Source organism: uncultured Intestinimonas sp. (genome assembly GCF_944387245.1).
In the GTDB taxonomy this organism is placed as follows: domain Bacteria; phylum Bacillota; class Clostridia; order Oscillospirales; family Oscillospiraceae; genus Intestinimonas.
This window is the reverse complement of sequence record NZ_CALXEE010000073.1, coordinates 1-11,810: the sequence shown is the minus strand read 5'-3', so window position 1 is coordinate 11,810 and position 11,810 is coordinate 1. Positions and strand designations below refer to the sequence as shown.

9 protein-coding genes and 2 pseudogenes are annotated in these 11,810 nt (G+C 58.2%); 10 read left to right on the top strand and 1 reads right to left on the bottom strand.

All coding sequences use genetic code 11. The features are described 5' to 3' along the window. Window positions 1–339: 339 nt before the first annotated feature. A complete protein-coding gene (locus tag Q0K15_RS09220) occupies window positions 340–597 on the bottom strand; it encodes a TIGR03905 family TSCPD domain-containing protein (protein WP_294515558.1) in 258 nt (85 codons plus the stop codon). Between the two features lie 105 nt (window positions 598–702). On the opposite strand from Q0K15_RS09220, the gene Q0K15_RS09215 reads away from it, so the two are divergent. The 10 genes and pseudogenes from Q0K15_RS09215 to Q0K15_RS09175 all read left to right on the top strand — a co-directional run bounded on the left by Q0K15_RS09215 (window position 703) and on the right by Q0K15_RS09175 (window position 11,534). After that, entirely contained in the window at window positions 703–1,491 is a 789-nt protein-coding gene (locus Q0K15_RS09215; RefSeq protein WP_294515556.1) for a MerR family DNA-binding transcriptional regulator, read from the top strand. A 156-nt stretch (window positions 1,492–1,647) separates the two neighbouring features. Beyond that, the gene (locus tag Q0K15_RS09210; RefSeq protein WP_294515554.1) at window positions 1,648–3,021 is read left to right on the top strand and encodes an MATE family efflux transporter; all 1,374 of its coding nucleotides are present in this window, start codon (window positions 1,648–1,650) and stop codon (window positions 3,019–3,021) included. Window positions 3,022–3,045: 24 nt separating this feature from the next. Then, a complete protein-coding gene (locus tag Q0K15_RS09205) occupies window positions 3,046–4,023 on the top strand; it encodes an NADH:flavin oxidoreductase (protein WP_294515552.1) in 978 nt (325 codons plus the stop codon). A gap of 588 nt (window positions 4,024–4,611) precedes the next feature. Further along, window positions 4,612–5,319, top strand: a complete 708-nt coding sequence (locus Q0K15_RS09200; RefSeq protein ID WP_294515551.1) for a hypothetical protein — start codon at window positions 4,612–4,614, stop codon at window positions 5,317–5,319. Between the two features lie 26 nt (window positions 5,320–5,345). Beyond that, window positions 5,346–5,543 carry a hypothetical protein gene (locus Q0K15_RS09195; RefSeq protein WP_204738022.1) on the top strand — a complete coding sequence of 66 codons (198 nt, stop codon included), beginning with the start codon at window positions 5,346–5,348 and terminating at the stop codon, window positions 5,541–5,543. A 17-nt stretch (window positions 5,544–5,560) separates the two neighbouring features. Beyond that, complete coding sequence (locus tag Q0K15_RS09190) at window positions 5,561–7,177, top strand: cation:dicarboxylase symporter family transporter (protein ID WP_294515548.1); 1,617 nt, start codon at window positions 5,561–5,563, stop codon at window positions 7,175–7,177. Between the two features lie 5 nt (window positions 7,178–7,182). Continuing rightward, window positions 7,183–9,372: pseudogene (locus tag Q0K15_RS11160) on the top strand (ABC transporter permease subunit); the annotation flags it as partial. A gap of 114 nt (window positions 9,373–9,486) precedes the next feature. After that, window positions 9,487–10,203 (top strand): annotated as a pseudogene (locus Q0K15_RS11155) (amino acid ABC transporter ATP-binding protein); the annotation flags it as partial. A gap of 409 nt (window positions 10,204–10,612) precedes the next feature. Then, window positions 10,613–10,909, top strand: coding sequence for an STAS domain-containing protein (locus tag Q0K15_RS09180; RefSeq protein ID WP_294515543.1), 297 nt, complete (start codon window positions 10,613–10,615; stop codon window positions 10,907–10,909). 13 nt (window positions 10,910–10,922) lie between these two features. After that, window positions 10,923–11,534, top strand: a complete 612-nt coding sequence (locus Q0K15_RS09175) for a VOC family protein (protein WP_294515541.1) — start codon at window positions 10,923–10,925, stop codon at window positions 11,532–11,534. Window positions 11,535–11,810 lie beyond the last annotated feature (276 nt).

The following is an 11,810-nucleotide window of genomic DNA, read 5'->3' as shown; positions in this document are numbered from 1 at the left end:
AGAGCGGGCCTGTGTGAACAGGCCCGCTCTATTTCATTTTCGGAAATATCCGCTCTTCCGTCTGTCACTGCGATCCGACGATTACGGCCGCAGTGACACGGCTCCTCCGTCACATAGGACAGCATCGGCCCAAAGCGGCGCAGGCAGCTGATGGCCAAGCGCCTGACCTTTGGCTGCAAAGCAGAGGAGCATGAGGTGTTTCTTCCCTGAGACGGCGCCCAGCGCCTGTGCCAGCTCCACCAGCTTTTCTGTAGAGAAAGCGCCTGCGTGATGCTATGAGAGGAATTTCCAGATGTTTTTTCTTAATGATAAGCGCTTTAATGGAAGTAATTCTCAGCCTTAAGACGGCGTTTCCCCCGATTCCTTACACAGTGACAGCGCCAGGGCCAATTGATCCGGGCATGAAGTTCCTTTATCCAGGCATTGGATTCCTTTCAATTGAGCGATCGCGTCCTCCACCCGCATTCCTGTCAGCAGGCGGCTGAGAGCCTGGGTAAAGCCGGGGCAGCCCAACACAAACTCCACCGACCGGATGACGCCGTGTTCCACCTCCAATTTGATCTCCTTGGCGCAGGTGCCTTTGGTTTTGTAAATCATACAGTTCTCTCCTGTCTCTGGCCGTTCTCGGCAGTATGTTGTATAATGACAGCATATACCTTCCCATTATAGGAAAGTCAAGGAACGATCAAGGAGGGATCTCAGATGAAAGGCTATCTTTCCATCAGCGACTTTGCCAGACTTCGCAATGTAAATCCCAAATCACTGCGTTATTACGAGCGGATCGGTGCGTTGATCCCCGCCTATACCGACCCGGAGACGGGCTATCGGTATTATGCTTTGGAGCAGTTGGTGGAGATGGATATGATTCTGATGTGTCTGGAGCTGGACATTCCCTTGCGGGAGGCGGAGCGGTACCGACAGCCCGACCAGACACTGGACATTCGGAGCTTGCTTCAGGACGGGCAACAAAAGGCCCGGGAGAAGCTGGTCCACCTCCGCAATACCATGCAACAGATGGAGGAGGCACTCCGCCGGATTGAAGAAAACCAGGGTGCTCAACGGCAAGGCGGGATCTGCCGGCGGCATCTGAGCCGGCGTCTTATTTTACGGCAGCCCTTTACCCCATCCGGCGGAGAGCTGGCGTTCAAACAGAGTTCTACGGAAATCTTTCTCCGGGGGCAGGCCCTGGGTCTGCTGCCCGCCTTCACCTTTCCTATTGGACTCATCGCGCGGAAGAGGGGAAAAGAAATTGTCACGGATATTTTTCTGGAGGTGCTCCAGCAGAAAGAGGATGTTACCGACCTGGAAGTACTGCCAGAGGGAGACTATCTCTGCCAGCTGCGACCCGCTCAGGCGCTGGAACATGTGGACACCCTGATTTCGGACTACTTTGCCCGGCATACCCAGGCTGACCAAGTGATTATCACCAATCTGACCGCCGCCCACTTTGACTTGAAGGGACAGTCGCTGGAACTACAGGGACAAATTTAAACGCGAGGGGATCGGGAGTCCTTCCCGGTGCCCGTCTTACTCGTTTACCGTGCGCATAAAATTTCTCTTGACCTTCCCATTGTAGGAAAGTTTATGATATTCCATTGCGGGGATCTCCCGTGGATGCAAGACAGAGAAGGAGAGGAGAGAACTTTTATGCAGGCGGAAACAAATCCCCTGGGGTATGAGCCAGTGGGAAAGCTGCTGGGAACCTTTGCCGTTCCCAGCATCATTTCCATGGTGGTCAGCACCTTATATAATATTGTAGATCAGATTTTCATTGGCCGTGGCGTGGGCTACCTGGGAAACGGAGCCACCAACGTGATCTTGCCCCTCACGGTCATCGCTCTGGCCCTGGGACTGATGATCGGAGACGGTACCACCGCCTATTTCAGTCTGTGCCTGGGGCAGGAGAACCGACGGGGAGCCGCTCAGGGCGTTGGCAATGCCATTACCCTTACAGTGGGAGTCAGTATTCTGCTGACTGTGCTGTCATTGGCATTTCTTAAACCGCTCTGCGTCCTGTTCGGCGCCACCGATGCCACCATGCCCTACGCCCTGGAGTACGGGTACATCATTGTGATGGGTTTCCCATTTTACATGTTCAGCATGGGGTTCAACTCCATTGTACGGGCCGACGGAAGCCCGGTCTACGCCATGTTGTCCACGCTGAGCGGAGCCATTTTGAATACGATTCTGGACCCTCTGTTTATCTTTGCCTTTCACATGGGGGTAAGGGGGGCTGCCATTGCGACGGTTCTGGGGCAGGTTGTCTCCTGCGTGCTGACCTTGCTGTATCTGAGAAAGTTCCGGTGCATCACCCTGACGCCAGACTGTCTGCTCCCCCGATGGAAGCTATGCGGCAGAGTATGCAGCCTTGGAATCTCCAGCTTTTTCCTCCAGCTGGCAGCCACTATCGTGATTACCGTGATGAACAACGTGTTGGTCAAATATGGCGCAGCATCCAAGTACGGCGCCGAAATTCCCATGACTACCCTAGGCATTACCATGAAGGTCAATCAGATCATTACCGGTGTGGTCATCGGTATTTCCGTGGGCTCCCAGCCCATCATCGGGTACAATTATGGGGCCGGAAGGACGGAACGGGCCCGAAAGACCTATCTCCTGGCCATCATCTGTTCCACCCTGGTCATGGGGATGGGTACCGTCCTGTTCCAGCTGTTTCCGGACAGGATCGTCAGCATCTTTGGCTCCGAGTCTGCGCTGTACCGTGAGTTTGCCGTTAAGAGTTTGAAGATCTTTCTACTGCTGATTGTTCTGAACGGATTCCAGCTGTGTACGGGTACCTTTTTCCAGGCAGTAGGGAAGCCGGTTCAGGCCACGTTGATCTCACTGTCCCGACAAGTACTTTTCCTGTTGCCGGCCCTGCTGATTCTGCCCCGCTTTCTGGGGGTGGAAGGGGCTCTGTGGGCCGGACCGGTGGGCGATGCCTGCGCTTTTGTGCTGGCACTGGACTTTGGTCTGGCGGAATGGAGAAAAACCAGCCGCAGCGCGCAGGTAACGACATAATTTTTCTGTGGAGGAATTTTTCTTATGACACATCTGTCTGATCCCATTACGATCCGAAACCTGACCCTGCCGAACCGCCTGGTGATGCCTCCTATGGCCACTGCAAAGGCGGACGAGAACGGCTATGTGACCGATGTGGTATGCGACTACTATCGGGAGCGGGCCAAGTACAGCAAAATTGGCCTGATTATCACGGAACACAGCTATATCCACCTCCAGGGGAAGGCTCATCCCGGCCAGACCTCCATGGCCTCCGACGATGTGATTCCCTCCCTTCGGCGTCTCACCGACTGCATCCACCAGGAGGGAGTCAAAGTCTTTGCACAGCTCAGCCATGCGGGCTCGGCGGCGCTGTCCAAAACCACCGGGCAGCCCCCTGTAGGCCCCAGCCCGATCTACCACCCCAAGCAGCGGGAGGAGCTGCCTGCGGAGATGACTTTTGGGCAGATCCATCAGGTCACGGAGTGGTTTGCTCAGGCCGCCCTTCGGGCAAAACGGGCCGGCTTTGACGGGGTAGAGCTTCACTCTGCTCACGGCTATCTTCTCAATCAGTTTTTCTCCCCGCTGGCCAATCAGAGGACCGATGCGTACGGTCCTCAGTCGGTGGAAAACCGCATCCGATTCCATCGAGAGGTTATCCGGGCGGTGCGGCAGGCTGTGGGGGAGGACTTTCCCATTGCTCTGCGGCTAGGCGGCTGTGACTATGAGGCCGGAGGGAGTACCGTAGAGGACTGTGTGGAGGCCTGTCGGCTGCTGGAGCAGAGCGGTGTGGATCTGCTCCATCTCACCGGTGGTATGAACGGCTTTATCCGCCCCGGACATGGTGAGCCTGGGTATTTCCGAGATCTGTCTGTCCCCGTGAAGCAGGAGGTTCACATGCCCGTCCTTCTGACAGGAGGGGTTACCACCCCAGAGCAGGCTGAGACCCTTCTGGAGGAGGGCTGTGCCGACCTCATCGGCGTGGGCCGGGCGATCTTTAAAAATGCCCACTGGGCCGACTGAGTATTTCAATTCATATGTATCCCCGCCTCTTAGAGAAGCACGCAAAGCGTTTGGCTTGCCGTTGACGGCTGCCGAACGCTTTTTGCGTGTCTCGGCCGGCGGCGGTGCTTTCTCTCCGAGTAAAAAGCAGGGCTCCGCACCCATAACGTGGTGCGGAGCCCTGCGATTTTATATTCGGAACACACGATCAACGGCTGTTCTGATGGAATGTGTGCCCTACGGTCCTTTCATGAGACAGCGCGGATCGCCGGACGGCTCAGAGGGTGAGCAATTCCTCCCAGTTGTGGTCACTTCCTTTTGGGCGGCCTCCAGCATCCACTCGTTGCCGGGTTTGAACATGTGGGAAAAGTGGCCCTGAATCTTCAGTGAACCGGCACATCTCGTTAAGCTCCTCCAGGGAGTCCTTTCGTGGGTGAATGTTTACAGATTCTGCGCAAAAGAAAGCAAATTCTTTGCGGTTGGTTCACAATGACAGAATTATCATTAAACTAAAAATAGTACCCAGGTAGAAAAGGGTCAAGCAGTGCCGAAGAGTTTCCAAATCTAGGTGGCTACAGCCGTTTCAGCAAGGAGGGATTCATTTATTTGATGAAAAGAAGATTTGTTGCGGTTGCTGTCTGCCTGAGCCTGTTGCCGCTGGCCGGATGTGTGAGTGAGCCCTCACCCTCCATCGAAGAGCTGTGGGCAGCCGCTATGGCCGACGCGGTATTCAGCGAGGATAGCGAGGTGATGGAGCTGGTCTGTCTGACGCAGCAAGACCCGCAGGTCATCTGGGACGAGGCGGGAGAGCGGGTGCTGCTGGTCACCTGGCACAACTATGCAGAACCATGTGAACCGGGGAAAGCATTGGAACACAAGGACATCTGGGCCACCTCTCTGGGGGAACTGACAGACTGGTACCTGGAAAACGGAAGTGGTGTCACCGACTGGGAGCTGCGGTTTGCGCAGCTGCTAGGCGTCCATGCCGACGAAGGCTACACCCGCTTCACCGCCTTCTGGGTGGAGCCATCTGAGGTAATCCGCCCCGCCTATGTGACCGATGTGACCGCTCAGATGGCAAACGGATACGACCAGGTCACAGACCCGGCGTATCGAGCTTGGTTTGACAGCAACATCCTCTATTCCTACTTTGAGAGCGACTACCCTTGGACCAGGCTGGGTTACACCTATGACTGGAGCGGCGGGGATTCGCCATATGGCCTCACCGAATTCCTGATTGCTGACGGGGGTGAGACGGAGATTGCCTTTACCGATTCCACAGAGGATTTTGTGGCCTGGCTGGGTTCACAATCCTGATATTCAAGACAGAAAGGAAAATAGATATGACACAACACTGTGACAATAAGCGGGAGTGCCCCTGCACCTATGACTGCCCTCGGCACGGGAAATGCTGTGAATGTGTCGCTCACCATCGAGATCACAACGAAGGTGTCCCAGGTTGTTTCTTCTCCAAGGAGGCGGAGGCCACCTACGACCGCAGTATCGAGGCGCTGGCCCGAGATCACGGAATCATCAAATAGGGAAGAAGTTTTATCTCATGAGCAACAACAAATTGACCCTGCTAAAGCAGCGGAAAGAAGTGCCGCTGGACGGAGCAGGCATTGACACCCTCTCCCATCTGCTGGCCGGCGGGCTGGAACAGGCGGGTGTGAATCGGAAGGACATCATCCGTCTGCGTCTGGCGGTGGAAGAGATCCTGGGACTGTGGAGATCCAATGCCGAGAAAGAAACGGTATGTACCTTCCGATGCGGTACCCGACTGGGACGGATGTACATTGAGATTACAGCACCCGGCAGACGCATCGACCCCGATGAGGCGGCTGCCGATATGGCCGGCCAGATGCTCTGCTCCAATCTGCTGGCGCAGGCAGGCCTCGCCCCGGTCTATTCCTATCAGGACGGGGTCAACCGCCTGGCGCTCTATCTCTCTAAACCACAAACGATCAGCCCCCTGCTCCAGCTGCTCCTGGCCATCCTCAGTGCGGGGGCGGTGGGGGCGGTACTCCTTGCCCTGCCCGCTCCGGCAGGAGAGGCGGCGGCCGGCGTAGTAAACCCCTTGTTTACCGCGCTGATGGGCATTTTGCAGACCCTGGCAAGCCCCATGATTTTCCTCAGTGTGTGCTGGGGGATCATCAACATTGGAGATGTACATATGCTGGGCCGGATCGGCAAGCTGGTGCTGCTGCGCTTTCTGGGAGCCATTTTTCTGCTGACGGCAGTGACGGCGGCCTGCCTGGTGTGGATCTTCCGGCCGGAAGGCGGGGCGGCGTCCATGGGCGAAAATGCCGCCGCTCAGATTTACAGTATGCTGTTGGGTATCGTTCCCGGGAACATCGTCACCCCCTTCCTGGAGGGTAACTCCCTGCAGATCATCTTTATGGCCATCTGCGCGGGGCTGGTGCTGCTGGTGCTGGGAGAAAAGACCTCCGCCCTGCGCGCTCTGCTGGGCCAGCTCAATACAGCAGTGCAGTTCATGATGGAGATCGTGAGCCGTTATATCTCCCTCTTTGTCTTTGTGAGTCTGCTCTCTCTCATGCTCTCCGACGCGGTGAGCAATTTGGGGGGTGTGGTAAAGGGGCTGCTCCTGGGAATCGCCGCCTGCATAGCATGGCCCCTGATCTATGCCCTGTGGGCCTGCCTGCATTTGAGGGTATCCTTTTCCATGGTGCTGCGCAAGCTGCTGCCCACCTATCTCATCGCCCTGTCCACCGCCTCCTCCTCGGCCGCGCTGTCCACCAATCTGGAGACCTGCGAGCGGCGGCTGGGCATTTCCGGGCGTATCGTTCATTTCGCCGTCCCTCTGGGACAGGTGATGTTCAAAACCGGCGGCGCGGTGGGCTTTTTTGTGCTGGCGCTGGGCCTGGCGGAATTTTATGGGGTGGCCATGCCCCTTTCCTGGGTGGTCACAGGTGTGCTGACGGCGGGTCTGTTGGCCATTGCAGCCCCTCCTGTGCCCGGGGGAAGCCTGACCTGTTACACAGTGCTGCTGGCCCAGCTGGGGATCCCGGATGAGGCCATCGGCCTGGCCGTGGCAGGCAATGTGCTCCTGGATTTCTTTATGACCTCCTGCGGCATCTCCTGCCTGCAGTCGGAGCTGATGCTCGCGGCCAACAAGCTGGGCATGCTGGATCTGGAACGGCTGAAAAAGGAGTGATTGGGATGAAGAAAAGCCTCATCTATCTGCCTTTGGTGATCCTTCTGGTGGGGGTGTTGACGGGCTGCGCCGCGGAGATGGGGGCGCGTGCCCCCATCACCGACATCCGGCAGCTGGATGGGCAGACCATCGGGGTCATGACCGGCTCTACCTTTGACCAGCACACCGACACCTACATCAACGACGCAAAAAAAGAGTACTACACCACCTATGCCGATATGGCCCTGGCGGTGGAACAGGGCAAGATCTCCGCCTTCCTCATGGATGAGCCCATGGCCCGGGTGCTGTGCGCTGAGAACCCGGGTGTGACCTACCTGGAGGACTATCTGACCGAGGACGGCTACGCCTTCGCCTTCCCCAAGACGGAAAAAGGCGCCCTGCTCCGGGACCAGATGAACGAGTTTCTGGCACAGATCCAGACCGACGGTACCCTGGAGGAGATCGAGGAGATCTGGTTCGGCACCGACGAGAGCGTCCAGGTGGTGGAGGACTGGACCGGGCTGCCCGCCCCCAACGGCACCCTGGAATTTGCCGCCAAGGCCAGCAGTGCGCCCTTCGCTTATGTGAAGGATGGGGAGACCGTGGGCTATGACGTGGACATCGTGGTCCGCTTCTGCAAGGCTTACGGCTATGGCCTCAACCTGCACAACGTGGAGCTCACCTCCTTCATTGCCGGCATCGAGGCGGGGAAGTATGACCTGGGAGCCGCCGGCTTCACCGTCACCGAGGAGCGGGCCGAGCGGGTGTACTTCTCCGAGCCGGACTATACTGGCGGCATCGTGGTGGTGGTGGCAAACACTGGGACTGGAGAGGCCCGGTTTAAAACCCTGGCCGACTTTGAAGGGAGCGCGCTGGGGGCCCTGACGGGCTCCTATCAGGACCAGCTGGCCAAGGAGACCATTTCCGATGTCAGTATCCAGTATTACGACGACTTGTCGTCCATGCTGCTGGCACTGCAAAACGGATATGTAGACGGGGTGCTTCTCGATCTGCCTCTGGCCAGTCTGGCCGCGGCCCGGCAGCCGGAGCTGGCTGTCTTCCCTGAGAGCATCGCTCCTGACAGCTACGGACTGGGCCTTCCCAAAGACAGCCCCCTGACCGCCCAGGTCAGTACCATCATTGAGGCCTATGAGGCCGACGGCACTCTGGACGCCCTGGCCGACAAGTGGCTGGGGGCCGACGAGAGCGCCAAGACCATCGATGTGGGGGAGTATGACGCCCCCAACGGCACCCTGCGCTATGTCCACGACCCCTCTTTGGAGCCCATGAGCTATGTGGGGGAGGGGGGCGTATCCCTGGGCTACGAGGTGGAGCTGGTGACCCTCATCGCCAAGGAGCTGGGCATGGAGCTGGAGATCACCCAGGGCAATTTCAATGCCCTCATGCCCATGCTCATGAGCGGCCGGGCGGACATCGTCTCCGGCTCTATCAGCATCACCGAGGAGCGGAAGGAGAGCATCGACTTCGCCACGGCCCACTATACCGGCGGCGTGGTGTTGGTGGTCCGGGCAGAGGACCTGGGCGTCAGCACTCAGGCGGAGGAGCCGGGCTTCTGGGCCGGGCTGGCCGACAGCTTCCGCAAGACCTTCGTGGAGGAGAACCGCTGGCAGATGATTCTGTCCGGCCTGGGGGTGACGGTGGTCATTTCCCTGTGCTCGGCGCTCATTGGCTCGGTACTGGGCTTCGGCCTGTGCCTGGTGCGGCGGAGCCGAAGCAGAGCGGCCTCCCTCCTGGTCGCCGCTTTTATCCGGCTGGTCCAGGGCATCCCCACCCTGGTGCTGCTCATGGTGCTCTACTACATCGTCTTTGCCAGTACCATGCTCAGCGGAGTGGTTATCGCCATCCTGGCGTTCGCCATCAATTTCGGCGTCTATGTGTCTGAGATGATTCGTACCGGCATCGACGCGGTGGACGCCGGCCAATGGGAGGCGGCCGCCGCCCTGGGCTTTGGCCGCACCAAGACCTTCACCAAGGTCATCGCCCCCCAGGCCGCCCGGCATATCCTGCCGGTGTACAAGGGGGAGCTCATCTCCATGGTCAAGATGACCTCGGTGGTGGGCTACATCGCCGTAGAGGATCTGACCAAGGCCACCGATCTCATCCGCAGCCGCACCTTCGAGGCATTCTTTCCCCTCATTGTCACGGCGGTGATTTACTTCCTGCTGGCCTGGGCCCTCACCTCACTGCTGCATCTGGCGGAGCTGCGCATCGATCCCAAGCGGCGGCCCAGGGCCCTCAAAGATGTGGAGAAGGAAAGCCCGTCCGCCTCCGCCCCAGGTCCCGCGCCCCGGCCAGAGGGGGAGACGGTCATCTCCGTCGCCCATCTAAAGAAGGCCTATCCCAATGTGACCCCTCTGAAGGATGTAAATACGGAGATCCGTCAAGGGGACGTCATCTCCATCATCGGCCCCTCGGGTACGGGCAAGAGCACCCTGCTGCGCTGTCTCAACCGGCTGGAGGAGCCCACCGATGGCCAGATCCAGGTGCTGGGCCAGACCATGACCGGCGCCGGGCCCCGGGAGCTCAGCGCCGTCCGCCGGCATATGGGCATGGTGTTCCAGTCCTTCCATCTGTTCCCCCACCTGACCGTGATGGAAAATATCATGCTGGCTCCGGTGGAGTTGCTGGGCCTCAGCCGGCAGGAGGCATACGGGCGGGGTCTGGCGCTGCTTCAGAGCGTGGGCCTTGCGGAGAAGGCGCTGAACTACCCCGATGAGCTCTCCGGCGGGCAAAAGCAGCGGGTGGCCATTGCCCGCACACTGGCCATGGAACCCGACATTGTCCTGTTCGATGAGCCCACCTCCGCCCTGGACCCCACCATGGTGGGCGAGGTGCTGTCGGTCATCCGCAACCTGGCCAGCCAGGGGCTGACCATGCTCATCGTCACCCATGAGATGAAGTTTGCCCGGGACGTCTCCACCAGAGTGTTTTATATGGACCAGGGCGTGATCTACGAAGAGGGTACGCCGGAGCAGATTTTTGAGCATCCTGCCACCGACCGCTGCCGGGCCTTTGTCCATCGGCTGAAAACCTTCCACACAGAGATATCTTCCAGGGAGTTTGACTTCCTCGGCACAGCGTCTGAAATCGACGCCTTTGCCCGTAAACATCTGCTGGGGGCCGACCAGTCCCTGAAATTTCAGCAGATTTTCGAGGAACTGTGTGTGTCGGTTATTTTGCCCATACTTCCGCCGGAGGGCGGCTGGACGATGTCTTTCGACGCGGCCTGCCGGGAGGACGGCAGCCAGTGTGAAGCGGTGATCCGCTGGGCGGGTGCGGCATATGACCCCCTGACCCGGGGAGAGGAAATGAGCGTCAAGCTGGCCCTTGCAAAGACAAAGGACAGCCGTTGGACCTGCGACGACGGCGTCAACACAGTGACAATCCTGTTTTAAGCGAGAAGCGACATGGAATCACGGAAAGGGAGGACTTACTATGAATATTGTAAAAACAAGTGAAGGGACCAAACGGACCCTTGCCCTGGAGGGACGGCTGGATACGACGACCGCACCTCAGCTGGAGGCGGAGGTAAAAGGCTCCCTGACCGGCGTGACCGAGCTGGTGCTGGACTTCGCTCAGTTGGAGTATCTCTCCTCTGCCGGCCTGCGGGTCATTCTTGCGGCGCAGAAGATCATGAACAAACAGGGAAAAATGGTCATCCGCCACGTGAACGAGACCATAATGGAAGTATTTGAAGTCACGGGCTTCAGTGACATTCTGACCATCGAATAAGGAGGGAGGACCTATGAACGGCAATCAAATGAGCACAATCCGGCCCGAACTTCCAAACATCATTGGCCTGTCTCACATCTGCATTTTCGTGGACGACATGGAGCAGGCTGTGGCTTACTACCGCGACCTGCTGGGAGTAGAGCCTGACCACTGCCTGCCCCACTGGAAAAATAAAGGCTTTTTCAAAGCGGGAGGCTTTGTAGATGAGGCTGCCGACGGGGACGTCTCCATTGCCTTTGTCAATGTACCCGGCACAAAACTCACCCTGGAGCTGATGCAGTACCACTATCCCAAGGGGCGGACGGAGCCGGTGGTCTTTGCCGCCAATGATGTCAGCGGCGCCCGCCATGTGGCACTGAAGGTCACCAATATCGAAGCAGCCTTTGCCCATATCCAGTCCATGCCGGACACCCGACTCATCAACGAGACCGAGGCCTACCGGGTCTATCAGATCAGTGAGACCCGGCCGGAGGAAGTCCGGTTTTTCGATCAGGCTCCCGGGGAAACCGATGGGAGAAACACCGAGACAGCCAAGATCCTGGGGCAGGTGCGCTATTTCTATTTTATTGACCGCTATGGCCTGCAATGGGAATTTGAGCAGGGGCACACCGATATTGGTGACTGATCTTAGGCAAAGACACATACAGGACGGCGGGGCAAGATCCGGCCACCCGCATGGCACTGGGGGGAGATCCACACGGGAGAGGGAAGCATAAATTACATTTTTCTGGAAAACGAGCGGGAGGCCAACCGGTATTCCTGCCGTTGTTTACAGGTCATGGCCCTGATTGCCGCGTTGGCCTGGGTTTTGAATCTGCTGGGTGTCTTTATCGTTCCGCCGCTGGTCATGAATATCGGCATGCCAGTGTGCATTGTCTCCTTCCTGCAGCCCACCCTGCTC

Bases quoted from the DNA above. Each gene is read 5' to 3' on its own strand.
- Q0K15_RS09175 (WP_294515541.1), top strand. From the start codon at position 10,923: ATGAACGGCAATCAAATGAGCACAATCCGGCCCGAACTTCCAAACATC.
- Q0K15_RS09215 (WP_294515556.1), top strand. From the start codon at position 703: ATGAAAGGCTATCTTTCCATCAGCGACTTTGCCAGACTTCGCAATGTA.
- Q0K15_RS09220 (WP_294515558.1), bottom strand. From the start codon at position 597: ATGATTTACAAAACCAAAGGCACCTGCGCCAAGGAGATCAAATTGGAG.
- Q0K15_RS09195 (WP_204738022.1), top strand. From the start codon at position 5,346: ATGACACAACACTGTGACAATAAGCGGGAGTGCCCCTGCACCTATGAC.
- Q0K15_RS09190 (WP_294515548.1), top strand. From the start codon at position 5,561: ATGAGCAACAACAAATTGACCCTGCTAAAGCAGCGGAAAGAAGTGCCG.
- Q0K15_RS09210 (WP_294515554.1), top strand. From the start codon at position 1,648: ATGCAGGCGGAAACAAATCCCCTGGGGTATGAGCCAGTGGGAAAGCTG.
- Q0K15_RS09200 (WP_294515551.1), top strand. From the start codon at position 4,612: ATGAAAAGAAGATTTGTTGCGGTTGCTGTCTGCCTGAGCCTGTTGCCG.
- Q0K15_RS09180 (WP_294515543.1), top strand. From the start codon at position 10,613: ATGAATATTGTAAAAACAAGTGAAGGGACCAAACGGACCCTTGCCCTG.
- Q0K15_RS09205 (WP_294515552.1), top strand. From the start codon at position 3,046: ATGACACATCTGTCTGATCCCATTACGATCCGAAACCTGACCCTGCCG.